29 protein-coding genes are annotated in these 25,466 nt (G+C 67.9%); 14 read left to right on the top strand and 15 right to left on the bottom strand.

All coding sequences use genetic code 11. The features are described 5' to 3' along the window. Positions 1-9: 9 nt before the first annotated feature. Positions 10-726, bottom strand: coding sequence for an SRPBCC family protein (locus E0H73_RS37305; RefSeq protein ID WP_131364555.1), 717 nt, complete (start codon positions 724-726; stop codon positions 10-12). Beyond that, positions 723-1,298, bottom strand: coding sequence for a winged helix-turn-helix domain-containing protein (locus E0H73_RS37300; protein ID WP_238164525.1), 576 nt, complete (start codon positions 1,296-1,298; stop codon positions 723-725). Before E0H73_RS37300 ends, E0H73_RS37305 begins: the two co-directional genes overlap by 4 nt. 69 nt (positions 1,299-1,367) lie before the next feature. On the opposite strand from E0H73_RS37300, the gene E0H73_RS37295 reads away from it, so the two are divergent. From E0H73_RS37295 to E0H73_RS37255, 10 genes are all read left to right on the top strand, one after another. Continuing rightward, positions 1,368-2,285, top strand: a complete 918-nt coding sequence (locus E0H73_RS37295; protein WP_238164524.1) for a nucleotidyltransferase domain-containing protein — start codon at positions 1,368-1,370, stop codon at positions 2,283-2,285. Continuing rightward, positions 2,224-2,403: a DNA polymerase beta superfamily protein gene (locus E0H73_RS48485; protein WP_202867744.1), complete on the top strand. Its 180-nt coding sequence runs from the start codon at positions 2,224-2,226 to the stop codon at positions 2,401-2,403. Before E0H73_RS37295 ends, E0H73_RS48485 begins: the two co-directional genes overlap by 62 nt. Beyond that, positions 2,403-2,666, top strand: coding sequence for a hypothetical protein (locus E0H73_RS37290; RefSeq protein WP_202867743.1), 264 nt, complete (start codon positions 2,403-2,405; stop codon positions 2,664-2,666). The genes E0H73_RS48485 and E0H73_RS37290 overlap by 1 nt, the downstream gene beginning before the upstream one ends. A gap of 139 nt (positions 2,667-2,805) precedes the next feature. Next, the gene (locus E0H73_RS37285) at positions 2,806-4,929 is read left to right on the top strand and encodes an alpha-galactosidase (protein ID WP_131364551.1); all 2,124 of its coding nucleotides are present in this window, start codon (positions 2,806-2,808) and stop codon (positions 4,927-4,929) included. A gap of 36 nt (positions 4,930-4,965) precedes the next feature. Next, positions 4,966-5,910 carry a carbohydrate ABC transporter permease gene (locus tag E0H73_RS37280; RefSeq protein ID WP_238164523.1) on the top strand — a complete coding sequence of 315 codons (945 nt, stop codon included), beginning with the start codon at positions 4,966-4,968 and terminating at the stop codon, positions 5,908-5,910. Continuing rightward, on the top strand, positions 5,907-6,788 hold the full coding sequence (locus tag E0H73_RS37275; RefSeq protein ID WP_131364549.1) for a carbohydrate ABC transporter permease: 882 nt from the start codon (positions 5,907-5,909) through the stop codon (positions 6,786-6,788). The genes E0H73_RS37280 and E0H73_RS37275 overlap by 4 nt, the downstream gene beginning before the upstream one ends. After that, the gene (locus tag E0H73_RS37270; protein ID WP_238164522.1) at positions 6,788-8,146 is read left to right on the top strand and encodes an extracellular solute-binding protein; all 1,359 of its coding nucleotides are present in this window, start codon (positions 6,788-6,790) and stop codon (positions 8,144-8,146) included. Before E0H73_RS37275 ends, E0H73_RS37270 begins: the two co-directional genes overlap by 1 nt. A gap of 229 nt (positions 8,147-8,375) precedes the next feature. Continuing rightward, positions 8,376-8,897 carry a DUF1707 SHOCT-like domain-containing protein gene (locus tag E0H73_RS37265; RefSeq protein WP_131364545.1) on the top strand — a complete coding sequence of 174 codons (522 nt, stop codon included), beginning with the start codon at positions 8,376-8,378 and terminating at the stop codon, positions 8,895-8,897. Next, on the top strand, positions 8,894-9,307 hold the full coding sequence (locus E0H73_RS37260) for a hypothetical protein (RefSeq protein WP_131364543.1): 414 nt from the start codon (positions 8,894-8,896) through the stop codon (positions 9,305-9,307). The genes E0H73_RS37265 and E0H73_RS37260 overlap by 4 nt, the downstream gene beginning before the upstream one ends. Next, positions 9,300-10,760, top strand: a complete 1,461-nt coding sequence (locus tag E0H73_RS37255; protein WP_238164521.1) for a multicopper oxidase family protein — start codon at positions 9,300-9,302, stop codon at positions 10,758-10,760. The genes E0H73_RS37260 and E0H73_RS37255 overlap by 8 nt, the downstream gene beginning before the upstream one ends. A 1-nt stretch (position 10,761) precedes the next feature. Here the strand turns inward: E0H73_RS37255 and E0H73_RS37250 are convergent, their stop codons facing one another. From E0H73_RS37250 to E0H73_RS37215, 8 genes are all read right to left on the bottom strand, one after another. After that, on the bottom strand, positions 10,762-12,138 hold the full coding sequence (locus E0H73_RS37250) for a zinc-binding dehydrogenase (protein WP_131364541.1): 1,377 nt from the start codon (positions 12,136-12,138) through the stop codon (positions 10,762-10,764). 44 nt (positions 12,139-12,182) lie between these two features. Next, complete coding sequence (locus E0H73_RS37245; protein WP_238164520.1) at positions 12,183-12,407, bottom strand: hypothetical protein; 225 nt, start codon at positions 12,405-12,407, stop codon at positions 12,183-12,185. 84 nt (positions 12,408-12,491) lie between these two features. Further along, positions 12,492-13,589 (bottom strand): sulfite oxidase, encoded by a 1,098-nt coding sequence (locus E0H73_RS37240; protein ID WP_131364539.1) that lies wholly within the window; start codon positions 13,587-13,589, stop codon positions 12,492-12,494. A 111-nt stretch (positions 13,590-13,700) separates the two neighbouring features. Continuing rightward, positions 13,701-14,309 carry a response regulator transcription factor gene (locus tag E0H73_RS37235; protein WP_131364537.1) on the bottom strand — a complete coding sequence of 203 codons (609 nt, stop codon included), beginning with the start codon at positions 14,307-14,309 and terminating at the stop codon, positions 13,701-13,703. Further along, positions 14,306-15,442 carry a sensor histidine kinase gene (locus E0H73_RS47590; RefSeq protein ID WP_131364535.1) on the bottom strand — a complete coding sequence of 379 codons (1,137 nt, stop codon included), beginning with the start codon at positions 15,440-15,442 and terminating at the stop codon, positions 14,306-14,308. Before E0H73_RS47590 ends, E0H73_RS37235 begins: the two co-directional genes overlap by 4 nt. A gap of 37 nt (positions 15,443-15,479) precedes the next feature. Beyond that, entirely contained in the window at positions 15,480-16,214 is a 735-nt protein-coding gene (locus E0H73_RS37225; RefSeq protein WP_131364533.1) for an ABC transporter permease, read from the bottom strand. Further along, positions 16,211-17,125, bottom strand: a complete 915-nt coding sequence (locus tag E0H73_RS37220) for an ABC transporter ATP-binding protein (protein ID WP_131364531.1) — start codon at positions 17,123-17,125, stop codon at positions 16,211-16,213. The genes E0H73_RS37225 and E0H73_RS37220 overlap by 4 nt, the downstream gene beginning before the upstream one ends. 80 nt (positions 17,126-17,205) lie before the next feature. Further along, the gene (locus E0H73_RS37215; protein ID WP_131364529.1) at positions 17,206-17,694 is read right to left on the bottom strand and encodes an HIT family protein; all 489 of its coding nucleotides are present in this window, start codon (positions 17,692-17,694) and stop codon (positions 17,206-17,208) included. Between the two features lie 58 nt (positions 17,695-17,752). On the opposite strand from E0H73_RS37215, the gene E0H73_RS37210 reads away from it, so the two are divergent. Continuing rightward, positions 17,753-18,667: an aminoglycoside phosphotransferase family protein gene (locus E0H73_RS37210; protein ID WP_131364527.1), complete on the top strand. Its 915-nt coding sequence runs from the start codon at positions 17,753-17,755 to the stop codon at positions 18,665-18,667. 60 nt (positions 18,668-18,727) lie between these two features. On the opposite strand, the gene E0H73_RS37205 is transcribed toward E0H73_RS37210, so the two are convergent. Together E0H73_RS37205 and E0H73_RS37200 are read right to left on the bottom strand one after the other, a co-directional pair. Then, positions 18,728-19,384 carry a maleylpyruvate isomerase N-terminal domain-containing protein gene (locus tag E0H73_RS37205; RefSeq protein WP_131364525.1) on the bottom strand — a complete coding sequence of 219 codons (657 nt, stop codon included), beginning with the start codon at positions 19,382-19,384 and terminating at the stop codon, positions 18,728-18,730. Positions 19,385-19,403: 19 nt separating this feature from the next. Then, positions 19,404-20,099 (bottom strand): TetR/AcrR family transcriptional regulator, encoded by a 696-nt coding sequence (locus tag E0H73_RS37200; protein WP_238164519.1) that lies wholly within the window; start codon positions 20,097-20,099, stop codon positions 19,404-19,406. 68 nt (positions 20,100-20,167) lie between these two features. On the opposite strand from E0H73_RS37200, the gene E0H73_RS37195 reads away from it, so the two are divergent. Genes E0H73_RS37195 through E0H73_RS37185 form a run of 3 tightly spaced genes read left to right on the top strand, consistent with a single transcriptional unit; the run spans position 20,168 to position 23,250 of the window. Beyond that, positions 20,168-21,643: a flavin-containing monooxygenase gene (locus E0H73_RS37195; protein ID WP_131364523.1), complete on the top strand. Its 1,476-nt coding sequence runs from the start codon at positions 20,168-20,170 to the stop codon at positions 21,641-21,643. 57 nt (positions 21,644-21,700) lie between these two features. Next, on the top strand, positions 21,701-23,017 hold the full coding sequence (locus E0H73_RS37190; RefSeq protein ID WP_238164518.1) for a hypothetical protein: 1,317 nt from the start codon (positions 21,701-21,703) through the stop codon (positions 23,015-23,017). Further along, positions 23,014-23,250 (top strand): hypothetical protein, encoded by a 237-nt coding sequence (locus tag E0H73_RS37185; protein WP_131364521.1) that lies wholly within the window; start codon positions 23,014-23,016, stop codon positions 23,248-23,250. The genes E0H73_RS37190 and E0H73_RS37185 overlap by 4 nt, the downstream gene beginning before the upstream one ends. Here the strand turns inward: E0H73_RS37185 and E0H73_RS37180 are convergent. The 3 genes from E0H73_RS37180 to E0H73_RS37170 form a co-directional block, all read right to left on the bottom strand. Further along, positions 23,204-24,280 carry an aldo/keto reductase gene (locus tag E0H73_RS37180; protein WP_131364519.1) on the bottom strand — a complete coding sequence of 359 codons (1,077 nt, stop codon included), beginning with the start codon at positions 24,278-24,280 and terminating at the stop codon, positions 23,204-23,206. The two genes, E0H73_RS37185 and E0H73_RS37180, sit on opposite strands and share 47 nt — an antisense overlap. 103 nt (positions 24,281-24,383) lie before the next feature. After that, the gene (locus tag E0H73_RS37175; RefSeq protein WP_131364517.1) at positions 24,384-24,599 is read right to left on the bottom strand and encodes a hypothetical protein; all 216 of its coding nucleotides are present in this window, start codon (positions 24,597-24,599) and stop codon (positions 24,384-24,386) included. 289 nt (positions 24,600-24,888) lie between these two features. After that, entirely contained in the window at positions 24,889-25,383 is a 495-nt protein-coding gene (locus E0H73_RS37170; RefSeq protein ID WP_131364515.1) for a MarR family winged helix-turn-helix transcriptional regulator, read from the bottom strand. Positions 25,384-25,466 lie beyond the last annotated feature (83 nt).

Below are 25,466 nucleotides of genomic sequence, written 5' to 3'. Positions count from 1 at the left end.
CTCCTGTCGTCATGTACCGGGCAGGCTGGCCGGCTCGTAGTGCGTCTCCCACCAGGTCTTCCAGCGCGAGTCGAGCGCGTCCCGGTCGACGTCGCCGTACAGGCTGAGGATCGCCATCGCCGAGCCTTCCGGCTTGAGCTCGCCCGGCGGGATGTAGCTGAGCACGAGCAGACCGTTGCCCCAGGCATCGACTGTCAGGCCGACCTGGTGCTCCGATGTGTACAGGACCTCGCCCTTCACCGCTTCGCCGACCAGGTCCAGCTCGTACGGCGCACCCACCGGCCGGTCATCGATACCCAGTGAAGTCGTCAGCGAGGCGGCCCCGGTGCCGACGTAGAACAGCGTCCGCCGCTCGTCGTCCGGGTGCTGCTCGAGCGCGAACTTCAACTGGTTGACGAACGTCGTCCAGCCCTCGGTGATGTCGTCGTAGTACGCCTCCCAGTCGGGATTGGAGCCGCGCGGCGACCGAGTCAGCGTGATCCGCGATCCGCCCTCGACCGGCTCGACCACGAACCGGTCGCCGTCCCCGAGGATCAGCGTCCCGGCCTGGCTGTCGTCGACCTTGGTGAAGTAGATCAGGTCGATCTCCTCCTCCAGCCCGCCCTGGGTGCCTTCGTACTCCCAGCCGTGCCAGTGCCGGATCTTGTCCTTGTTCCGCAGCGCGTCCCAGACCGCCTCGGCCGGCGCGGCCACGGTCACCACGATCCGCGGTGTCTCCTCGCTCATCCTTCTTCTCCTTCGGTACGTCGTGATGCCGGGTGGCCGCCGGCGATCAGGCGATAGGGCCGCCCGCTCTCAGTGTCGAACTCTTCGATGGTCCGCCGCACCGCCTCGGTCAAGGCATCGGTGAAGCGGTGTACGTCGCCCGGTTCGGCGAACCGCACCTCGGCCTCCAGCGTGAACGTGAGCAGCCGTTTGCCGTCGGCGTCGGCCGCGCTCTGCATCCGGGCCACGTCGCGGACCGTGCCGGCGGCCACGTCCACCAGGTGCTCGGCGGCGTACTGGTCCTGGATCTCGGTGAACGCGTGACCCATCACGGCCGGATCGACCACCAGGGTCGCGGCCTTCGCGCGCAGGATCCGCTCGATGAATCCGCGCCGCTGCCGCTCCTCGACGAGCTCGATCAATCCGGCCTTCTCCAGCTCGCGCAGGTGGTAGTTCACCCGCTGCCGGGGCAGCTCCAGAGCGGCCGCGAGCTGGGTCGCCGACGACGGCTCGCGGAGCAGTTCGAGCAGCCGCCGCCGGATCGGCGACAGCGCAACACGCAGCTTCTCCGGCTCCTCGATGTATCCCAGCATGCGCCCAATCTCTCCTTGACAGAAAAATTTGTCAATAGAGTGAACTGCACTGATGAAACGATGAGCGGCATGGGGTTGGTCGGGCCGCAGTTGCCGGTGGGGACGCAGGTGGTGATCCGGGTCGCGGCGCCGGACGACCACGGCGGTACGGCGCACCGTGGGGCGACCGGCCGGGTCGCCGGCATCACCCCGGACGGTCGCTACACGGTGCGGCTCGCCGACGGCCGGGAGACGGTTGCCCGCCGCGACGAGTTGAGTCTGCGTACGGCGTACCAGGACGAGGCGATCGAGTTGGATCAGCCGGATGGTGACCGGCTGGTGCTGGAGCACACGATCTACGCGGCGGTCATCGGTTCGAGGGCGTACGGGCTGCAGACCGAGACGTCGGACACGGACACCCGCGGGGTGTATGTCGCGCCGACCGAGTCGTTCTGGTCGCTGGCCAAACCGCCGACGCACGTCGACGGCCCCGAGGAGGAGTGGTTCTCCTGGGAGGTCGAACGGTTCTGTGAGCTGGCGTTGAAGGCCAACCCGAATGTCCTCGAGGTGATCCACTCGCCGCTCGTGGTCCGGCAGACGCCGTTGGGGGAGGAACTGCTTGAGCTCCGCGGTGCCTTTCTTTCGCAGCTCGTATATCAGACGTACTCCGGTTATGTGCTGAGCCAGTTCAAGAAGCTGGAGACGGACATCCGCCGCGACGGTGCCCCGAAGTGGAAGCACGTGATGCACCTGATCCGGTTGTTGCTCGCGGCCCGCACTCTGTTGCTGGAGGCAAAGCTAGTCGTCGATGCCGGTCCGTATCGCGAGCGGCTGCTGGCGGTACGGCGTGGCGAACTGCCTTGGCCTGAGGTCGAGCAGTGGCGCCTCACCCTGCACGAAGACCTCGACAAGGCCTTGCAACAAACGGTTCTACCGGCCACCCCCGATGTGGCTCGCATCGACTCCTGGCTCCGTTCGGTCCGCAGGAGGAGTCTCGGTAACACGTGACCTGCGGCAGCTCGACTACGCCGAGCTGCGGTCCATCATGGGTGAACAGCCGTACCACTTGCTGTTCGCAACAGTGTCCGGCGCTCACCTGTACGGCTTCCCGTCCCGCGACTCCTGATGCGGACCGGAGCCGACCGGGCGGATCTCCGTGAGCTGCTCGATCTTCCCGAGGCGCCGTCGTACCTGCCTGAGCTGATGGCGGCCAAGGCCGAGGCGGAGCATGCGCCGCTGGCCGGGCCGAGCATCGAGCGCCTCACCGAAGATGTGATCAAACTGCAGTCCGTGCTCGACGATGCGGAAGCAGTGAGCGAGCTTCCCGATCGGCCGACGGCAGACGCGGCGCTGCATGACCTGCTGGTGCGGGTTCGGCTCAGCGTCTGACCCTGCGGGTCTTCCTTCGTTGTAAAGAGCCGGGATGGAGCCCTAGGGTATTTACTTAACTTCGTGAAGCATTGACATCTGGGCTGACGGGGTAAATAGTTCCGTCCTGAAATCAATCAGAAAGCAGAGTGAATCAACAGTGTCGAACATCGAGGTGCTGCAGCTCCGCGCTGCCGGGGTCAGCTTGGTGCTGGACTGCTCGGGTCCCACTCTTCCGTCCGTGCTGCACTGGGGCGCGGACCTGGGTGAGCTGAACGAGCGGGCTCTGCTGGAACTGAGGCGTGGGGCCGGCGCCGTACAGGACGGCAACGGTCTCGACGACAACCTTCCGGTCGCGATCGTGCCGGAGTACTCGGCGGGCTGGTTCGGTCTGCCGGGTCTGAGCGGTCACCGCGACGGGCAGAACTTCTCCGCGAGCTTCCGGCTGGCCAGCGTCGCGCAGACCGACAATACGGTGCAGGTCGACGCCGAGGACGCCGATGCGGCCCTGAAGCTCCGCCTCACCATCGAGCTGAGCGACTCCGGCCTCGTGCGGGCCAAGGCGGACCTCACCAACACCGGCGGGACGCCGTACACGGTCGACGGGCTGGTGCTCGCACTACCGGTCCCGACCGAGGCGACCGAGCTGCTTGACCTGACCGGCCGGCACATCGGCGAGCGGCACCCGCAGCGGCACGCGTTCACGCAGGGCGCCCACGTTCGCGACAACCGCCGCGGCCGCACCGGCGCCGACGCAACCCTTCTGCTGATGACCGGCACCAAAGGCTTCGGCTTCCGCGAAGGCGAGGTCTGGGCCGTGCACACAGCCTGGAGCGGCAACCACCGTTCGTACGCCGAGCGCGGCATGAGCGGGTACGCCGTGATCGGCGGAGGCGAACTACTCCTCCCCGGCGAGGGACGCGTCCAACCGCAGGGCACCTACAGCACGCCGTGCCTCTACGGTTCGTACGGCGTCGGCCTCGACGAGGTGTCGACACGCTTCCACGAGCACCTGCGGTCCCGGTCCGTCCACCCGCGGACAGAGCGTCCCGTCGTACTGAACACCTGGGAGGCCGTGTACTTCGACCTCGACCTGGACAAGCTGAAGGCCCTCGCCGACGCGGCCGCCGAGGTCGGGGCGGAGCGCTTCGTGCTGGACGACGGGTGGTTCCGCGGCCGCCGCGACGACCACGCCGGGCTCGGCGACTGGTACGTCGACGAGGGGATCTGGCCGAAGGGCCTGCACCCGCTGGTCGACCACGTGAAGGGTCTCGGCCTGCAGTTCGGCCTCTGGGTCGAGCCGGAGATGGTGAACCCGGACTCGGACCTGGCCCGCGAGCACCCGGACTGGATCCTTGCCACCGGCCACCGAATGCCGCCGACCGCACGCCATCAGCAGGGCCTGAACCTCGGCGTACCGGCGGCGTACGACTACATCCTCGAGCGGCTCCACTCGCTGCTGACCGAGTACGACATCGCGTACCTGAAGTGGGACCACAACCGCGACTTCGTTGACGGCGGCAACCAACTGACCGGGACGGCCGGCATCCACGAGCAGACGCTCGCGCTGTACCGGCTGATCGACGAGCTCAAGCGCCGGCACCCGGGACTCGAGATCGAGTCCTGCTCGTCCGGTGGTGCCCGGGTCGACCTCGGCATCCTGGAGCGCACCGACCGCGTCTGGGGCAGCGACAGCAACGACGCGCTGGAGCGCCAGACGATCCAGCGGTACACGGAGCTGCTGCTGCCGCCGGAGCTGATCGGCTGCCACGTCGGCCCGCCGCGGGCGCACACCACCGGCCGCACGCAGACGCTGTCGTTCCGGGCGATCACCGCACTGTTCGGCCACTTCGGCATCGAGTGGGACATCGCGTCCGCCTCGCCGGAAGAGCGCCAGGAACTGGCCGGTTGGGTCGCCTTGCACAAGGAGCTGCGGCCGCTGCTGCACACCGGCAAGGTGGTCCGAGCCGACCGCGGTCCGGAGGACTTCCTGCTGCACGGCGTCGTCGCGCAGGACGGTTCGCGCGCCGTGTACGCCGCCGTACAGCTGACGCAATCGGTCACCTCGGCCGTCGGCCGGGTCCGGCTGCCTGGCCTCGACCCGCAGCGGACCTACCGGGTGCACAAGACCGTGACACCCGGGCCCGAGTCGCGCGCGGCGGCGTGGTCGGCCGACGGTGGACAGGTGGAGCTGAACGGCGCAGCGCTGGCGGCGGTCGGCGTACACGTTCCCGCGCAGTGGCCCGAGAACGCGATCTTGCTGGATGTGACTGCGATCGACTGACCAACCAGTCGATCGCCGACTGAAAAGGAGATCCCCGTGACCGTGACAACCAATGCTCCACCTGACAGACAGCACAGTCGCGGGGATACCCAGGCGCCGCCTGCCCGGCGGCGGAGCCTGGGGGACCTGAAGGTCGCGATGATCTTCCTGGCCCCGGCCACCCTTGGCTTCGTCGTGTTCTACATCTGGCCGACCCTGCGCGGTGCGTACCTGAGCTTCACCGAGTACAGCCTGCTGACCGCGCCGCAGTTCAACGGGCTGGACAACTACCGGCGGATGATCCACGACAGCTTCTTCTGGAACGCGCTGGTGGTCACCGTCGAGTACGTCGTGATCAACATCGGCGTCCAGACCGTCCTGGCGGTCGGCATCGCGATGCTGATGTACCGGCTGACCAAGTCGATCACGGTCCGCGCGGCGATCCTGCTGCCGTACCTGGTCGCGAACGTGGTCGTCGCGCTGGTCTGGTACTGGATGCTCGACTTCCAGGTCGGCATCGTGAACCAGGGCCTGGCCTGGATCGGGATCGACCCGGTCGCGTTCTTCGGCGACTCGCACTGGGCGATCCCGACCGTCGCCGGCATCAACGTCTGGCGGCACATGGGCTACACCGCATTGCTGGTCTTCGCCGGTCTGCAGACGATCCCGTCGTACGTCTACGAGGCGGCCGAGGTGGACGGGGCGAGCGAGTGGAAGTCGTTCTGGCGGATCACGCTGCCGCTGCTGCGACCCGTTCTGGTGATGGTCCTGGTGGTCACCATGATCGGGTCGTTCCAGATCTTCGACACCGTCGCGGTGACCACGCAGGGCGGTCCGATCAACGCGACCAGGGTCATCTACTACTACATCTACGAGCGAGCGTTCACCCGGTTCGACTTCGGGTACGCGTCGGCGATGGCGCTGGTGCTGTTCGCCATTCTCGCGGTGGTCTCGTTGCTGCAGCTTCGGTTGCTCCGGGCAAGGGAGAGTGACCTCGCATGAGAAAGCCACTGAATCCGGGCCGGATCGTCGCATGGGTCTGCTTGGCCGTGCTGCTGATCCTGACGATCTTCCCGTTCTACTGGATGTTGCGTACGGCGTTGTCCAACAACACCCAGCTCGCCGGTCACCCGAACTCGCTGCTTCCGGTGGAGACCACACTGGGTGCGTTCAAGCGGGTGCTCGGGCTGTCGACCATCCAGGAGGCGCAGGCACAGGGCGGTTCTGGTGCCTCGGTCAACTTCTGGCTGTACCTGCGCAACTCGTTGGTCGTGGCAACGGTCACGACCGTCTGCCAGGTGTTCTTCAGCGCGATGGCGGCGTACGCGTTCGCGCGGCTGCGCTGGCCCGGGCGGGACAAGGTGTTCGCGTTGTTCCTGGCCGCGCTGATGGTGCCGCCGATCTTCACCACGCTGCCGAACTTCGTGCTGATCAAGAACCTGGGGCTGCTGAACAGCTTCGCCGGCATCATCCTGCCGGGAGCGTTCATGACGCCGTTCGCGATCTTCTTCCTGCGCCAGTTCTTCCTCGGCATCAGCCGCGAACTGGAGGAGGCGGCGATGATCGACGGCGCCGGGCACCGCAAGATCTTCTTCGGGATGATCATCCCGATGAGCGCGGCGCCGATCGCGACGCTGGCGATCCTGACCTACATCAACTCCTGGAACGACTACTTCTGGCCGTTGCTGGTCGGTCAGCAGGAGAACGTCCGCGTGCTCACGGTCGCGCTCGGCGTGTTCCGGTCGCAGACTCCGCAGGGTGGACCGGACTGGGCCGGGCTGATGGCAGCGACGCTGGTCGCGGCGCTGCCGATGATCGTGCTGTTCCTGGCGTTCGCCAAGCGGATCACCAACTCCATCGGCTTCTCCGGGATCAAATGATGACACTTCTGTCCAGAAGGACCCTGCTGAAGGCAGGACTGGCCGGCCTCGCCGCCTCTGCGGTGGCCGGATGCAACAACGGTGCCGCCGCCCGCAGTGAGGGCGAGGTCATCTACTGGCTCTGGGACTCCGCCCAGCTGCCGATGTACACCGAGTGCGCGAAGGTGTTCCACGAGCAGAACCCGCAGTACAGCGTGAAGATCGAGCAGTACGGCTGGAACGACTACTGGCCGAAGCTGGTCACCGGGTTCATCTCCGACACCGCGCCGGACGTGTTCACCGGGCACTCCTCGAAGTATCCGCTGTTCGCGGACAAGGGCCAGGTCCTGGCCATCGACGATTTCGTGTCCAAGGACAACGTTGACCTGAGCATCTACCAGAAGGGCCTGGCCGATCGCTGGATCGGGGCCGACGGCAAGCGGTACGGACTGCCGAAGGACTGGGACACCGAGGTCTACTTCTACAACAGTGCGTTCACCGAGGCGGCCGGGATCAGCACCGAGCAGCTGAACTCGATGACCTGGAACCCGCAGGACGGCGGCACCCTCGAGCAGATCGTGCGGCGACTGACCGTGGACTCCAAGGGCCGCCGCGGCGACCAGCCGGGGTTCGACAAGGACGACGTCAAGGTCTACGGCCTCGGGTACGCCGACGCCGGTGGTGGCGACGGCCAGACCAGCTGGAGCTGGTACACCGCGATCAACGGCTGGAAGTACTCCGAGGGCGAGCCGTGGGGGACGAAGTTCTTCTACGGCGACCCGAAGTTCACCGAGACGATCGGCTGGTGGCGCGGGCTCATCACCAAGGGGTACATGCCGACGTACGCGCAGGCGAAGTCCGGGGTGGACGTGACCACCTCCTTCGGTGCGGGGAAGTACGGGATGACCCCGAACGGGTCGTGGATGCTGGGGACGTACGCCGGGCTGAAGCAGGTGAAGACCAAACTGGCCCGGCTGCCGATCGGCCCGATAGGGAAGCGGATGTCGATGATGAACGGGCTGGCGGACACCATCTGGGCAGGCACCACCCGTCGGGAGGCTTCGTGGGCCTGGGTGAAGTTCCTCGGCTCGCAGACCGCGCAGGACATCGTCGCCAAGGCGGGTGTGGTGTTCCCGGCGGTGGCGGCGAGCATGCCGGCGGCGAAGGCCGCGTTCGCGAAGAGCGGCTGGGACGTGACACCGTTCCTGGAACCGGTCGAGGCGGGTGACGTGTTCCCGTACCCGGCCAACCCGAACGCCGCGGACGTGACCGCGGTGATGACCCCGGCGATGGACGCAGTGATGTCCTTCGAGGCCGAACCGAGCTCGCTCGCCAAAGCCAACGACGACGTCAACCAGATCCTCGCCGCCACGGCCTGACCCACGCCGCTCCGCACCCGCCCGGGCCGCCCGGCGGGTGTGGAGCGGGGGTCGCCGGTGAGGGTTCCCCCGGGCGGGGTGTACGCCCGGGGGAGTACGTCGTACTGCGTCGGTGGGCGCAGGGTGCTCCTGCGGGGGTAGGTCAGGTGTCGCCGCTGAGGCGACGCGGTGACAGGGGATTGAAAGACACGCTTGGTGCAATCGCAGAAGTCGAGCACCGAGGAGTGTCATGAACGACGAGAGGCCGGGCGGACCGATCCGTATCGGCGACAGCGAACGCGAGGACGCGATCAGGCGTCTGGGCGAGCACTACGAAGCCGGCCGGCTCAGCGCGGAGGAGCACACCGAGCGCGTCGGTCAGGCACTGGAAGCGAAGACCGACGCCGATCTGGCCGGGCTGTTCGCGGACCTTCCGGGTGAGCACCAGGGCGGTGCGAGCGCGAGCCAGGAGGGCTGGACCGGTCCGTGGGGCTGGCAGCGGCCGCCGTGGACGTCGCCGGAGAACGCCGCCGGCGCGACCGGGCCGGGCGGACGCGGCAAGGGCGGCTGGGGCAAGGGGCGGCCGGAGTGGGCTGCTCGGGGACCGTTGGGCAAGATCCCGTTGCCGGTGCTGATCGTGCTCGGGATCATCGGGCTGGTCGCGGGGATCGGGTGCACGGTGGGCGGCGGGCATCCGCCGATCCTGCTGTTCGCGCTGATCGTGGCCGCGGTCATCGTGATCCGTAAGCGCCGGCAGGAGCGTCGCGCATGAGGGCGACGTACCGGACCTTCGGTCTGCTGATCGCGATCGCGGTGGTGCTGCAGGTGGCGGCGATCGCGCTGGCCGGCTTCACCATCGCCAAGGACGCCGACGACGGAACCACGATCGGGGCGGACTACAGCAACTTCGGGCAGGCTTACCACAGCATCGCCGGTACGGCGATCGGTCTGCTCGCGCTGATCTTCCTGATCGTGTCGTTCCTGACCGACGTCCCGCGCGGCCGGACCCTGGCCGGAATCGTGGTCGGCCTGGTCGCACTGCAGTTCGTTCTCGCGGTGGTGTCCTTCGGGCTGCCGGCGCTCGGCGTCCTGCACGGCATCAACGGTCTGGCGATCGCCGGTGTGGCGGGTGCTGCTGCACGACGGGCCGCCGTACCCAGCCAGACTGTGACCAGTGGCTGAGGCGAAACCGCGCCGCTTGCGGGGCCGGCTGATCGCTCTGGGGATCGCCCTGGCGGTACTCGTACCGCTGGGGTATCTCTGGGCGACCAGCCTGGTCCCCGGCGACTATTCCCCGACCGAGATGGGGTACGCCGACTTCGGCGGCGGACCGGACTCCGGCGGGCACGAGCACCACCACGGAATGAACGTCGCCGACCTCACCGGCCCGCAGACCGGTATGCCGGATGTAGCGGTGACGCTGACGGCGCGGAAGCAGAAGTTCCAGCTCGCGAGTGGCGAGACAGTCGACGGCTACACGCTCAACGGAACCTCGCCAGGTCCGCTGATCCGGGCGAAGGTCGGCGATCTGGTCCAGGTCACGCTGGTCAACGAATCCGTCAAGGACGGCGCGACCCTGCACTGGCACGGGATCGACGTACCCAACGCCGAAGACGGTGTCGCAGGCGTGACGCAGGACGCCGTACCGGTCGGTGCGAAGTACGTGTACCGCTTCCGCGCCGAGCAGGCCGGGACGTACTGGTACCACTCCCACCAGGTCTCCGCCGACGAGGTCAAGGGCGGCCTGTTCGGCACGATCGTGATCGCGCCCAAGGAGCCCGGTGAGGTCGTGGCCGCGATCCACACGTACGACGGGAAGCGGACGATCAACGGGCGGACGGGCTCGCAGCACGTCGACCTGCCGGCCGGTACGACGGCCCGCGTACGGGTGGTGAACACGGACAACTCGATCCTGCGCGTCGGTCTGATCGGCACGCCGTACAAGGTGGTCGCCGTGGACGGTCGCGACGTACACGGTCCTACGGCCGTGACCGCGGCGTACGCGCTGGCGGCCGGCGCTCGCGTCGACCTCGAGGCCGAGGTGCCCGCGGGTGGGATGCGGCTGGTGGCTGGCGCGGCCAACGTGTCGGTCGGGATCGGTCCGGCAGGCACTGAGCCGCCGTCGGCCGAGTTGCCGGGGGAGACGGTCGATCTGCTGAAGTACGGTACGCCGGACGCGCTCGGGTTCGACCCGGCGAAGGCTGACCGGAACTTCGAGTACCGGATCGGGCGGCGGCCGGGATTCCTCGACGGGGTGCCGGGGCTGTGGTGGACGATCAACGGGCACAAGTACCCCGACGTACCGATGTACATGGTTGCCGAGGGCGACGTTGTACGGATGAAGATCTCCAACAGCAGCGGTCAGGCGCACCCGATGCACCTGCACGGTCACCACGCCGTCGTGCTGTCCCGCAACGGTGTCAAGGCCACCGGCTCACCGTGGTGGATCGACACCCTCGAGGTCGGCAACGACGAGACCTACGAGGTCGCGTTCGTCGCCGACAATCCCGGTGTCTGGATGGACCATTGTCACAACCTCCCGCACGCCTCCCAGGGCCTGATGACCCACCTCATGTACGAGGGCGTCACCACGCCGTACCGGATCGGCGGGAAGTCAGCCAACGAGCCCGAGTGATTCAGGTTCGCAACCAGGGCATCTTGCCGAGCAGTTTCTCGCGCAGGACGGTCAGCGCGTCGATACGCTCGGTCAGATCCGCCACCCGTGCTGCGCCGATGACGAACCCCTCGGCGCAGCACGGCGCCGGCTCGAACACCTCGGGCAGGTCGCGGTCGAGGTAGCCGATCAGATCATGGACGTCGCCGACGGTGAAGCCGAGGGCGAGCAGGTCCCGGATCCGGCGTACCTGCACCTCGGCGTCCGGTGCATACCTCCGGTAGCCGTTCCCGGACCGGTCGGACTCCAGCAGGCCTTGCTCCTCGTAGAACCTCAGCGTGCGCGTGGTCGTTCCGGTCCGTCGCGCGAGCTCTCCGATCATCACACCGGGATCCAACGTCAGACCCGCACGACTGTCTTCCCGATTCTCCGGCCTGCCAGCAGTTCGAGCAGCGCGGCCGGTGCGTTCGCCAGGCCGTCGACCACACTCTCGGTGAGGTGGAGAGAACCGTCGCGTAACCAGTCTCGGTACCGCGGCGCGAACTCCGCTGCGAGGTCGGCGTGTGCGCCGATCGTGAAGCCCCCGCACGGTGAGCTGTTTCGCGATCAGCTGGAACGCATCGAGGCCAGGGCCGGGTACGCCGGTGAGCTGTTGCTCGAGCGCACCACACAGAGCGATCCGTCCGCGCGGGTTCATGACCTCGACCGCGGCGGCCAGATGGTTGCCGCCGGCAAGGTCGAGGTAGCAGTCGATCCCGTCGGGAGCGGCCACGCGGAGCTGGTCCGCGATCGGGCCGTCGTGGTGGACGAAGGCAGCGTCGTACCCGAGTTCACGCACCCTGGCGACCTTGCCGGCCGAGCCCGTACTGCCGACGACCAGACCGGCACCCAGGAGCTTGGCGAGCTGCCCAGCGAGACTGCCCACTGCGCCCGCCGCGCTGGAGACGTACACCGTGTCGCCTTCGCGCAGTCCGGCGAGGCGGAATCCCGCGTACGCGACGACTCCGGAGGCGAGGTGCGCCGACGGAGACGCGTTCAGGTCGTCGACCTTGCGGACGCGGCCGGCCGGCGCTATGGCGTACTGTCTCCAGCCGAACTGATGGACGACGAGATCGCCGGGCCACAGCGACGGATCCCCGGATTCCAGCACCCTCCCGACCGCGGCGCCGTACATCACCTGTCCCACCTCGTACGCCGGCATCGGCAGGCCCGGCCGGCCCTGGATCAGCGCCAGCATCATCGGATCGAGGGAGAGGAAGAGATTCTGCACCAGCACCTCACCCCGGCGCGGACTGCCGACGGCCTGGTCGGCGAGCTGGAAGTCCTCGATGCCGGGAAGACTGGTGCTGGTGGGTCGACGTTTGAGCCGGATCTCCTGCCCGGCGACTGGTGTGGTCATGCCCCGAGCCTGAACCTTCACCCTTACGTGAAGGTCAAGTCCACTCAGGCCGACACAGCGGATACCTCGGTCTCGCGCGACCAGGCGAGGTGCATCGCCGCGATCCGCGCGCACGCCGCGTCGATCGCGGCGCGCTGGGATTCGTAGGAGCCGTACCAGAGCGGGTTGTCCGGCTGTGGATCCAGTTCGTCCTCGATGTCGGCATACCACTCGCCCGCGGTCCGAAACACCCGCGCGTGCAAGTGGATCTCCGTTCCCAGCTCGTTCACCGCACCACTCCCTGGAGTGAGACCGTGTACGTCTCCAGCATGGAACGGGCGAACCGCGGAATCGGCCAGCGACACGCGGAGTGATCAGGTCACGAGGACGCTGGTCCGTTGGGCCGAGTTGTTGGCGAAACCACCGCGGTTCCACGGGGCCTCGATCGGTTGCTCGCGGCCGCTGGCGTCGTACGCGCGGACAGTGAGTACGTGCTCGCCGGGTGTGGCCTCCCAGTCATGGGTGAAGGCCCGCCAGGCGTACTCGTCGTTGCCGGGGGCATCCAGTTTGACCGTCTGCCAGGTGACACCGGCGTCGGTGCTGATCTCGACCCGCTCGATCGGCCCCCAGCCGGACCAGGCCCGGCCCTCCAGCGTGATGGTGCCTGCGGCAACGAATCGGTGCCGGCTCATGAAGTCCGGGAACCCGGGCGGGATCAACAGCGCGCGCGGCTCGATCCGGGTCACCGGCGCGCCCGCATCGTCCTGTCCGGTGCGCAGCCGGTACGCGACCGCGTTCTGGAAACCCTCGAACGCGTGGTCGATCAGTTCGATCGACCGCAGCCACTTGACGCTCGCCATCCCGTACCAGCCGGGTACGACGAGGCGCAGCGGATACCCGTGTTGCGGCGGCAACGGCTGCCCGTTCATCTCCCAGGCGATGATCGCGCCGGAGTCGATCGCCTCGGTGAGGGTCAGCCCACGCTGGTAGTCCTGCTCGATCCCGCGCTCGACCCCGTGGTCCGCACCGGTGAACACCACATCCACGGCATCGGAACGGATCCCGGCCGCCCGCAACAGATCGGACAGCAGCACCCCGGTCCACTCCGCCGTACCGACCGCTTCGGTCAGCCACGGCTGGCTGATCGGCCGCGGCTGCAACGCGGCGCGTCCGTTGCCTGCGCACTCCAACGTCACCCGGACGGTACGGCGACCCATCGCGCGCAACTCGGTCAGGCCGAACGACAACGGCTGCTCGACACAGCCGTCGACGGTGAGCCGCCAGTGGGACGCGTTCGTCATCGGGATGTCGTAATGCACCAGCACGTAGTGCAGCCCGGCCGGCGTCACGTCGTACCGCAACGCCTCCATCGGCATCCCGTGATTACGTGCCGCGAGCTGCAACTCGTCACCGGTGATCCCCTCACCGGTGTCCGCCAACCGCCCCCGCACACTGAATTGCTCGACTGACATGCAGATCCCTCCCCAAGGGTGTGTCTGATGATCCCACGCCTACTGCGCGGCACTCGCTACGGCGCGGGACCATCAGACACACCCTAGGGCAACCCTAGAGGTCTCGACCTGTTACAACCAGCCGTTGTCCAGGGCGATGCGGGCGGCTTCGGCCCGGGTCCGGGCACCGGTCTTGCCGATCGCGGCCGAGAGGTGGTTCCGGACGGTGCCCTCGGACAGGTGAAGGTCCTTGGCGATGTCCGCGACGGTGCCTCCCTCGCGGGCGGCCCGCAGTACGTCGGACTCCCGGCCGGTGAGCGGGCTCGTCCCCGCGACGAGCGTCTCGGCGGCGAGTGACGGATCGACGACACGCAGCCCCTGGTGCACCCGTCGTACGGCGTCCGCGAGTTGCGCGGCAGGCGTGTCCTTGACGACGAAACCGGCCGCACCCGCCTCCATCGCGCGGCGCAGGTATCCCGGCCGGCCGAAGGTCGTCACCATGAGCACCCGCACGCCCGGTACGGCAGTCCGCAGCGCGGCGGCGGCGTCGATACCGTCCAGCCCGGGCATTTCGACGTCGAGCAGGGCAACGTCCGGCGTGGTTGCCTTCGCGGCCGCGATCACCTCGTCGCCGCGACCGACCTCGGACACCACATCCAGGTCGGGTTCGAGGTCCAGCAGCGCGGCCAGGGCTCCACGGACCAGCGCCTGGTCGTCCGCGATCAGCAGTCGGATACTCACGGGCCAACTCTGACAGCCAGCCGGAATCCGCTTCCAGGCGCCTGGCCGACCTGCACACTCGCACCGGCCTCGTCCGCCCGTTCCCGCAGCCCGACCAGGCCGTGCCCGGACGCGCCGCCGCCGGGCGTCGGCCCCTTCCCGTCGTCCAGTACTTCGATCTGGTTGGCGGTGATCCGGATCGTGCATCGCTTCGCGCCGGAGTGGCGTACGACGTTCGTCACGCCCTCCCGGACCACCCAGGCGAACAGCTCACGGTTGTCCTCGGGCACCTCGTCGACGGTGGTCGGCAGGTCGGCCTTGATCTCGGCCGCCTGCAACGCGGCCCGCGCCGACACCAGCTCACCGGCGAGGCTGAGCTCGCGGTACCCCGCGACGGCCGCGCGTACGTCGGCCAGCGCCGCCCGGGCCAGGCTCTCCACATCGGCCACCTCGGCCGCGGCCCGGTCCGGGTTCGCCTCGATCAACCGGCCGGCCAGCTCGGCCTTGACCGTGATCACGGTCAGCGAGTGGCCGAGGATGTCGTGCAGGTCCCGGGCGAACCGGTTCCGCTCCTCCTGGACGGCCAGCTTGGCCATGTCCTGGCGGGTCCTGGTCAGCTCGATACTGCGCTGGATCGCCCGCCGCATCCCGAACACGGCCAGCGCGCCGAGAAAGATCGCGAAGCCGTAGCTGCCGTCGTCGGTCCAGCCCGGCACCAGTCGCATCGACAGCTCCGCGCCGCCGAGCAACACGGCCACGAGCGGCACCGCGACCTTGACGTCGAGCGCCATCACCGCGATTGCCGCGATGTAGACGAGGCAGGTAAGTGCCTTCTGGCCGGCCGTCGGGAGCATCAGGAACGTCAGCGCCAGCATCCCGGCCAGGTATGCCAGCCGCTGCCACATCGGGATGGCGCCGGTCCCGAGGCCGACTCGGCGCAGCCAGCCGAAGAACCCGAGGTACGCGATCGCGAACAGGATCACCGTGGCCAGGCCGAACACCCGCATCGCGCCATGCTGGGTGGACGCGATCTCCTGGAACGGCTGAGCTAGGTAGAACAGCCAGACCCCGGCCGCCAGCCAACCCCACCGGCCCGGGCCGGAGCGGTCTTCGCGCTCGGCCAGCGCATCCAGCAGGGTTGGCGTCCGACTCATGGTGGTCACGGTATGCCTTGGCTCAGACTAGCGTCGCTCAGGCCCGCGCGGTGTCGGCGCGGTACCGGCGCAGGCCGATGAACCCGAGTACGACGGTCCAGCCGAGCACCACCAGCAGTGCCTGCATGTCCAGGCCGTTGTCCGTCAACGCGCTCCGGGAGCTCAGACTCGTCCAGTACGCCGGAGTCAGCTGGGCGATGTGCTTCATCAGCGACGGCATCGAGTCCACCGGCAGCCACAGTCCGCCGAAGGCCGCGATCAGCATCGTGGCCAGACCGGTGATCGGCTGCACGCTGTCCGGCTTGGCGACGTACCCGATGACCAGGCCGATCGCGGCGAACGGCAGGGCACCCAGCCACGACACCAGCGCGACCGTCACCCACTGCCCGGCGTCCAGGTGCACGTGCCCGACGATCAGGCCGAACAGGAACACGACCAGCAGCGGCGGGATCGCCAGCAGCAGGGACAGGATCACCTTCGTGGTCACGTACGCCTGCGGCTTCAGCGGGGTGAGCCGCAGGGTGCGGTTCCAGCCGCCGTCGCGCTCGGCCGCGATCACGCCGCCGCTGCTCATCGCGGCCGACATCGAGCCGAACATCGCCATACTCACCATCACGTAGGCGATCGCGGAGATCCCGCCCTCGTTCGCGTCGTCGGGCAGCGTCAGGCCGAAGATCATGAACAGCACCAACGGCATCAGGATCGAGAAGATCAGCACCCGCCGGTTCCGCAGCGTGCGGCGGATGTCGAACATCAGGTAGTCGCGGTTCATGCGAGGGTCTCCCGTTCCTTAATGGCGCTGCCTGCGGAGATCGCCAGGACGGCGTCCTCGAGATCTGCGGAAGTCACTTCGATGTCGTGGGCGGGGGTGTTGTTCAGCAGGTACCGCAGGGTGTCGTCGGAGTCCGCGCACTGCAGCAGGACGACGTCGCCGCGGGTCTCGACGTTGCGGACACCTGGCAGCGACGCGAGCGCCGCAAGATCGGCGCCCGGGACGGTCGCGCGGATGGTCCGGCCGGAGACGCTCGCCTTGATCTGCGCCGAGGTGCCGTCGGCAACGACCTTGCCGTTGCGCATCAGGACGACGCGGTCGGCGTACGAGTCGGCCTCTTCCAGGTAGTGCGTGGCGAACAGCACGGTCCGGCCGCGTGCGGTCTCGGCGTGCATCGACGCCCAGAAGTCGCGCCGCGACTCGACGTCCATCCCGGTCGTCGGCTCGTCCAGCACGATCAGGTCCGGCTGCGGCAGGATCGCCATCGCGAACCGCACACGCTGCTTCTGCCCGCCCGACAGGCCCTTCATCTTCCGGTCGGTCAGATCCGCGATGCCGGCACTCTCAAGTGCCTCCTGCACCGGCATCGGGTTCGTGTGCAGGCCCGCGACCAGGTTCAGGAGTTCGCCGACCTTGGCGTCCTCGATGATGCCGCCGCTCTGCAGCATCACCCCGACCTGGCCCTTCGTGATCGCGTCGGTCGGCGTACCGCCGTACACCTGTACGTTGCCCTGATCCGGCCGTACCAACCCCAGCAGCATCTCGATCGTCGTGGACTTTCCGGCCCCGTTCGGCCCCAGCAGCGCGACCACTTCGCCGGCCCGGATGGTCAGATCCACCCCGGCGACTGCCTGCACCGCCCCGTATTTCTTGGTCACGCCCGTCAGGCTGACCGCACTCGTTGTCGTCATACCTGAAAGCTTCCGCGAGTACGCCGTTCCGCCCCTGGATCGCTCGTCACGACCCACCCATGACATCCGTCAGCCGGGTTTCAGGGTCGTTCCTCAGGGTCCTCCCGCACCCCGGCCAGATAGGCGCTCAGACGACGTACGTAGGGCAGCCGATCCTCGACGCTGGCGGGGTCGGCGAGGTGGCGGGTGTTGTAGAGGTTGTCGCCGGGATACCGCGGGAACACGTGGACGTGGTAGTGCCAGGCGTCCTGGTAGCCGGCCGGCTCGTTGTGTTGCCTGGTGGAAATGCCTTCGCAGTCGTAGGTCTGACGAATCGCGATGGCCATCGCGCGGACGACGTCGTGTACGGCGTGGCCGTCGGATGCCGGGAGGTCGTACAGGTTCTCGTGGTGCGCGGTCGGGACGACGAGCACGTGACCGCGGTTGTTGGGCCACCAGCGGGAGGCTACGAAGGCGAGGGCGCGGTCTGTTCGCAGTACGACGTCGTTCTGAGTGGTGAGGTGGTCTCCGCCACCGGCGGCCAGGCGGCAGAACGGGCAGTCGTAGTTCGGCGGCTCATGGTTGAACATTTCGACTCCGCTGGAATTGGGTTGACCTGTGGAAGGAGGACTGTGAGGCTCCGGTGCCGTGTCCAAGGTTCGCAAGTTGCACGACGACGAGGTCGATATCGACGCGTCGCTGGTGGCGCGTCTGCTGGCGGAGCAGTTCCCGAGCTGGGCCGGCCTTCCGATCCAGGTGGTCAAATCGTCGGGCACGGACAATGTGACGTTCCGGGTCGGTGATGACCTGGCGGTCCGTCTGCCGCGGACCGCGTCGACGCAGGGGCAGGTCGAGAAGGATCTGACGTGGATGCCGCGGCTGGCTCCGCATCTGCCGCTCGCCGTACCGGCGCCGCTGGCGCTCGGAGAGCCGGCGGCGGATTACCCGTTCACCTGGGGCGTGTACCGGTGGCTGGAGGGTGAGACCTTCGAACTGGACCGGCTCGCCGACCCGGTGGCCGCCGCACGGGACCTGGCCGGATTCGTTCACGCCTTGCAGGAGGTCGACACGACCGGTGCCCCCGTTCCGCCGGACGATCCGTTCAGCCGCGGTACGCCGCTGGCCCCGCGGGACACGCTGTTCCGCGAAGCGGTCGAGCAGTTGCGGGACGAGTTCGACACCGGACTCCTGCTCGCCGCCTGGGAGGAGTCGCTGGCGTCGGACACCTTCGACGGTTCACCGCGGTGGATCCACGGTGATCTGATGCCCGGCAACATACTGGTTGCCGATGGCAAGCTGTCGGCGGTGATCGACTTCGGCACCGCCTGGGCCGCCGATCCGGCGGCCGATCTGCTCGCCGCGTGGTACACCTTCAAGGGCGACTCGCGGCGCGCCTTTCGCGAGGCGATGGAGGTCGACCACGACACCTGGGCACGGGCCCGCGCCTGGGTCCTGTCGTTGACGATCATCGCGACCCCGTACTACCGGACCCGCAATCCTGAGGCCGTGAGCGGCGTCCACGACTTCGTCGCGGAACTCCTCGCCGACTTCAAAGCCGACTAGTTTGTCGAGCTGAGGAGAAGCGAAGGCCGGCTGAGGAATAGCGAAGGCCGGCCGTGCACGTCAGCTGAGGATGAGCGGAAGGCGCGCGGCCAGGCCGCCCAAGGTGGTTTCCTCCGCAGCGGTCGGCGTACGCCGCCCTGTCCCGATCAGCAGCGCATCCGTGTCGGACAACTCCCTGGGGAACGGTGCCTCAGCGATCTCCTCGAGCAGGGCACGCGCTGCCGCGAGCGTCTCGGCCGGTGGCGCGGCTGCCGACGGCCGGTGCGCAATCAGGTCGAGGTGGTGCAACGTCCCCTCGAGCACGTACGCCGAAAGGTAGTCCTCAACGATCAGCACCTGCTCCTTGGTGCTCACGCGCGCACCCCGATCAGCGAGGACGGCGGCCCGTCCCGCGGCAGATCCCAGGTCGTCCAGGTGGAACTTGAGCAACCCCGGATCTCCGTACGCGGCAGCCAGTCGAGGGATCAGCGCGTCCAGCGGATCGTCACCGGTCGGCGGTGTGTGCGAGACCTCCCAGTACGTCGCCGCGTTGCGCGTCGGCTCGGACTCGGCGGGCGTGACCAGGGTGATCAGCACATCCTGCGCGTCGATGACCAGGTGACACACGAGATCCCGGACCAACCACCCTGCACAGCCGGACGGCATCCCGAAGTCCTCGTCCGGCGTCTCCGCGACCGCCGTACGCAACGCTGTCCATGCCTCCATGAACAGATCCACCGCGGCACGGTACCGCTGGTCAGGTGGTGCTGAGGGTTTGGAGGCCTTGCCAGAGGAGGTCTTGGAGGGTCCGGGCCACCTTCTCCGGAGTGGGTGGGGCGGGAACCCGGCTGCGCCAGATGGCCAGGCGTTCGGTGGCGCCGGAGATGCTCTGGGCAATGATCTCGATCTCGTCGTTGTCGGCGGTGCGACCGGGTGGGAGGTTCATCCGGACCATCGCGGAGATCAGTTCGATGAAGGCGGCGCGGACCTCGTCGGTGGCGGCCGCTGCGGGTCCGGCGGCGGGGTTGGTGCTGAGCATGCCTTCGTCGATCAGGACGGACCAGGCCTGCGGGTGGTCGTCGAGGAACTGGAACCAGGCGACGAAGCCGGCGTACAGCGCGTCCTCGGCGTCGGTGGCGGCCATCACCGCGTCGGACACGGTCTCCAGGAGTTGGGCGCGGAGGCGGGCGAGGCAGGCGAGGAACAGGCCGTCCTTGGAGCCGTAGTACTGGTAGATCAGCGGCTTCGAGACCCCGACCTCGGCCGCGACGTCGTCCATCGACGTGCCCTGGTAGCCGCGCTCGCCGAAGATCCGCTCGGCTGCCTCCAGCATCTCGCGTTCCCGGGCAGCCCGATTCCGCCGCCGCTTCGGCGGCTCGACACCATCCACCACCCCGCTCTCCGTGCCGGTCCTGGGTGCGGTTGGGGGTGGTTTGGGCGTGGTGGACGTCACTTGCACACTCTAACTGACTCCGAGTAACTTACTGGGAGTAAGTTGTTGTCCTGAGGCTGGAGGGCTCGATGGCGGACGAGGTCGCGCGGGAGACCAGGCATCACCGGATCGTGGTGATCGGGACCGGATTCGCCGGCATCGGGATGGCCGTCCGGCTCAAGCAGGCCGGCTACGACGACTTCGTCGTCCTGGAGCGTGCGGACGACGTCGGAGGCACCTGGCGGGACAACACTTATCCGGGCTGTCGCTGTGACGTGCCCTCGCATCTGTACTCGTTCTCGTTCGCGCCGAACCCGGACTGGTCGTCGACGTTCTCCCCGCAACCCGAGATCGAGGACTACCTGCGCAAGGTCACCGACCGGTTCGGTGTTCGCCGGCACATCCGCTTCGGCCACGCAGTCGAGGCGGCATCCTGGGAGGACGGGCAGTGGCGGATCCGGACCAGTCAGGGTGAGTTCACCGCCCAGTTGCTGTTGTCCGGGATGGGGCCGCTGGCCGAGCCGTCGGTGCCGAAGCTGCCGGGCATCGAGTCGTTCGAGGGAGAGGTCTTCCATTCGGCGCAGTGGGACCACGACCTCGACCTCAGCGGCCGCAAGGTCGCGGTGATCGGGACGGGCGCGTCGGCGATCCAGTTCGTGCCGGCGATCCAGCCGGAGGTCGAGGAGCTGCACCTGTTCCAGCGGACGCCGCCGTGGGTGCTGCCGCGGCCGGACCGCAGGATCACCGAGGTCGAGAAGGCGGTGTTCCGCCGGTTCCCGCTCGTGCAGAAGGCGATCCGGGCCGGGATCTACTGGGGTCGCGAGTCGATGGTGCTCGGGTTCGCCAAGCTGCCGTCGATCATGAAACAGGCGCAGAAGGTGGCCGAGAAGCACCTCGAACACCAGGTCCGCGACCCGCTGCTGCGGGCGAAGCTGACGCCCGACTTCACCCTCGGCTGCAAGCGGGTGCTGATCTCCGACGACTACTACCCGGCGATCACGAAGCCGAATGTCGAGGTCGTCACCGACGGGGTCACCGAGGTCACCCCGACCGGGATCCTCACAGCGGACGGTGTGAAGCACGAGGTCGACACGATCATCTACGGCACCGGCTTCCGGGTGACCGACCTGCCGGTGATGGACATGGTGCACGGCCGCAACGGCCTGTCGCTGCGTGACGCGTGGTCGGGCGGCATGGAGGCACATCTCGGTACGGCGGTCTCCGGCTTCCCGAACTTCTTCCTGCTGATCGGACCGAACACGGGCCTCGGCCACAGCTCGATGGTGTTCATGATCGAGTCGCAGATCGCCTACATCCTGGACGCGCTGAAGACGATGGACAGCGAGGGGCTGCAGCGGGTCGAGGTGCGGCCGGAGGTGCAGCGCGCGTTCGTCGACGGCGTCCGGTCCTCGATGCGCAACACGGTCTGGACCCGAGGCGGCTGCACCAGTTGGTACCTCGACTCCGAGGGGCGCAACACCACGCTCTGGCCGTCGTTCACCTTCCGGTTCCGCCAGTTGACCCGCCGCTTCGACCCCGCCGAGTATCAGACTCTCGCTATGTGACATCAACCGTGTTACATTCGATCAGTCAGATAACTGGGCTGATCGGAGGGCGATCCCGTGCTGGTGCTCTTGCTGCCGCTGCACGGGATCGGCGGGCGAGGGGACCTGCCGGTGCCGCTGTGGCTGGCGATCTACTCCGCCGGAGCCGCGGTTGCGGTCTCGTTCTTCGCCCTTGCCGCGTTCTGGTCGCGGCCGCGCTTCGAAGTTACTGCCGGTAAGTCACTCGACCGCCTCACCCGGCTGGTCGATGCGAGGCCGACGCGCTGGCTGCTCAAGCTCGCCGGGTTGGCGGCGCTCGCGCTGCTGCTCGGCTCCGCCTGGTTCGGCAGCAGCGAACCGGATCTGAACCCGGCGCCGACCTGGCTGTACGTGTGGATCTGGGTCGGCATCATCCCGCTCTCACTGGTGTTCGGCCCGATCTGGCGCCTGGCCAATCCGCTCCGCACGATCGCGGGCTTCGCGCCCAGGACGTCGTACCGGAAGTTGCCCGAAGGGATCGCCTACTGGCCGGCGGTCGCGGGGCTCGCTGGGTTCCTCTGGCTCGAGCTTGCGTATCCGGACGGCTCCGAGTCGATCGTCGTCGCGATCTTCGCAACCATGTACGCGGGAGTGAATGTTGCCGCAGGCATCGTCTATGGACCGGCCTGGTTCGGCATCGGTGACAGCTTCGAGGTGTACGCCGAAGTCCTGGCGCGACTGAGTCCGATCGGCCGTGGCACCGACCGTCGCCTGGAACTGCGGAACCCGCTGGCCGGTCTGGCCACGGTGCCTCAGCACCCGGGGATCGTCGGCCTGTTGTGTCTGTTGCTCGGGTCAACCGCCTTCGACGGGATCTCCCGCTGGTCGGCGTGGACGCGGTTGACCGGCGACCTCAGTCGTACCCAGCACATCGTCGTACACATGCTTGGCCTGATGGCCGCGGTGGCGATCGTCACCGGGTTGTTCCTGCTGGCGTCGCGGACGACCGGTGCGGCCCGGATCCGGCCGGGTGTGGTCGGGCGAGCCGGACTGCCGGGAGCGTTCGTGCATTCGCTGGTGCCGATCGCGATCGGGTACGCCGTTGCGCACTACTTCTCGTTCGCGATGTTCCAGGGCCAAGAGGGGCTGCTGCTCGCGACGGATCCGTTCGGGCGGGGATGGGACCTGCTCGGGACCAGCGGGATGCGGATCGACTACGCGTTCCTCAGCACCGGGTTCATCGCGGGGGTCCAGACCGGTGCGATCGTGCTCGGACACGTACTCGGGGTGGTGTCCGCGCACGATCGCGCTGCCGAGCTCTTCCGCCGACGGCAGCTGAGGCGCGCCCAGTACCCGATGCTGGCGGCAATGGTCGCCTTCACCGCGGGCGGGATCGCATTGGTGACGGGGTCATGATCGCACTCCACATGGGCGGGATCCCAGAGACCGCGATGGTGCTCGGTCCGGTGCTGCTGATCGCCGCCTTCATCCGGATCGCCCGCCGCCACGAGGCCGAGACCCCGGACGACGAGTACGACGACTGGGACCCGGATCTCGGCGACCTTCCGGCCAAGCCCACAGAGTCGGCGGGACCAGCAGAGGTCAGCGAGGGATCGGAGCCGGCTCGAGCTGAAGGCCGCCCAGGGTGACCGAGCGCGTCATCGGCAGATTCAGGAAGGCGTGCGGGAAGCCCAGCTCGATCGCGCTCGCAGCCTCCAGTTCCGCCACATCCTGATCACTGAACTCGACCTCCAGCGCGCCCAGATTCTGCTCCAGCTGCGCCGCCGTACGCGCGCCGATGATCGGCGACGTGACCCCAGGGTTCCGCAGCGCCCAAGCGATCGCGACCTGTGCCGGCAGATACCCGTTGCGCTCGGCAACCGCCTTGACCACGTCCGCGATCCGCAACCCCTGCTCGGTGAGCGAATTGTTGGCTGCAGCAACGTTCTTCCGCGTCCCGGCAACGCCCGCAAGACCGCCGCCATGATCCAGATCGGCGGTCGTGTACTTGCCGGTGAGTACGCCGCTCGCCAGCGGAGACCACGGCAGTACGCCGAGCCCCATCTCCCTCGCCATCGGGATCAGATCCCGTTCGACGGTCCGCTCGACCAGGCTGTACTCGATCTGCAACGCGACCAGCGGAGCCCAACCGCGCAGATCGGCGATCGCCTGCATCCGCGACACCTGCCACGCCGGCGCGTCCGAGATGCCGGCGTACAGGACCTTGCCCTGGCTGACCAGGTCGTCCATCGCGCGGAGGATCTCCTCGACCGGGGTGGTGAAGTCCCAGGAGTGCAGGTACAGCAGATCGATGTAGTCGGTCTGCAGGTTACGCAGACTGCGCTCGACCGAACGCATCATGCTCTTGCGCTGGTTGCCGCCCGAGTTCGGATCGCCGGGCCGGGTGGACATGGTGTATTTGGTGGCGACGACCAGTTGGTCCCGCCGGTCCTGCGTGAGCTGGCCGAGCAGCTGTTCGGACGTCCCGTTCGTGTACATGTTCGCGGTGTCGACGAAGTTGGCGCCGCGGTCGACGTACGTGCCCAGGATCCGCTGCGCCTCGTCCTTGTCCGCGCCCCAGCCCCAATCCGGCCCGAACGTCATCGTGCCCAGCGCCAGCGGCGAAACCCGCAGCCCGGAGCGCCCGAGCAGCCGGTAGGTGTCAAGTGTGGTGACCACTGAAGGTGTCCTCTCTCCCTCGTTCGCCACCACTGTCACGCGGCCCGCCACGCTCCGTAAGGGAAGGCTCTTCCTGGGACTGGCCTTCCCACCTTCCTGATGATCAGGCGGCGAGGGCGAGGGTGGCGCTGACGCGGGTCGGGTTGGGGTGGGCGGCGAGCTCGGTGAGGCGGGCGCAGCCGGCGGCCAGCGCCTCTTGCAGGGTCGGCCACTGGTCGACGCACCAGAACGGGTCGTCGGGCTGACGGTCGAGGTCGTCGTCGATGTCGGCGACCCAACCGCCGGTGAAGGCGTGGTGGACATGCAGTCTGAGCTTCATGATCGTGGACATTTCCGGGCGGGACGGGTGAATCAGAACGGTAGCGGGCGGCCGGACGGCGTACGGAGGTCCAGCAACGTCGTGGTGGTACGGCGGGTGGTGGTCGTCCGCCGGCTCGGCTTCCGGCGGATCTGGATCTGGCGCATCATGCACTCCTGAGGACTGAGGACGTCTGGTAGATACACAGTCCCAACCCAGACGTTCGCGCACATGCGGAGAACTACCGAGATCGCCACCCAGACAGCCCTTAGGCAGACCCTCAGAGCGTCTAAGGGAGGATGCCGGGGTCCTAGGGCGTGTCGTGGCGGCGGTAGACGTCCGACATCCGGCCCTCAGGGTCCAGCCGGGTAAGGATCGCGTCGGTGATCGCGGTCAGCTGATTGACCTGCTCGGGGGTGAGCGCGTCGATCACGTGCTCGCGGACGGTGGCAACGTGGCCCGGAGCGGCCTCACGGATCTTGTCCCAGCCGGCGTCGGTCAGGCGGGCGTTCGTAGCGCGGGCGTCGGTCGGGCAGGGGAAGCGCTCGATCAGTCCGCGGTCCTCGAGCCGTCGTACGACGTGGGACAGGCGGGGGAGGGTGGCACTGGTGTGCTGGGCAAGCGCGGTCATCCGCAGCGTCCGGTCCGGTGCCTCGGACAGCATCGCGAGCACGAAGTACTCGAAGTGGGTGAGTCCGTTGTCGCGCCGGAGCTGGGAGTCGAGGGCGCCCGGCAGCAGCTCGAGCACCGAGGCCAGCCGGATCCAGGCCGCGAGCTCCGGCTGATCGAGCCATTTCGTCGTCACGGAAACATTCTCCCAGCCAATGGTTGTAGAAACAACTGTCAAGGTCTATAGTTGTAGCAACAACTATTGAACACTCACCGAGG

The sequence above is a fragment of the Kribbella pittospori genome (assembly GCF_004331465.1).
In the GTDB taxonomy this organism is placed as follows: domain Bacteria; phylum Actinomycetota; class Actinomycetes; order Propionibacteriales; family Kribbellaceae; genus Kribbella; species Kribbella pittospori.
The sequence above is the reverse complement of the archived record's forward strand: the minus strand, read 5'-3'. Positions and strand labels throughout refer to the sequence as shown.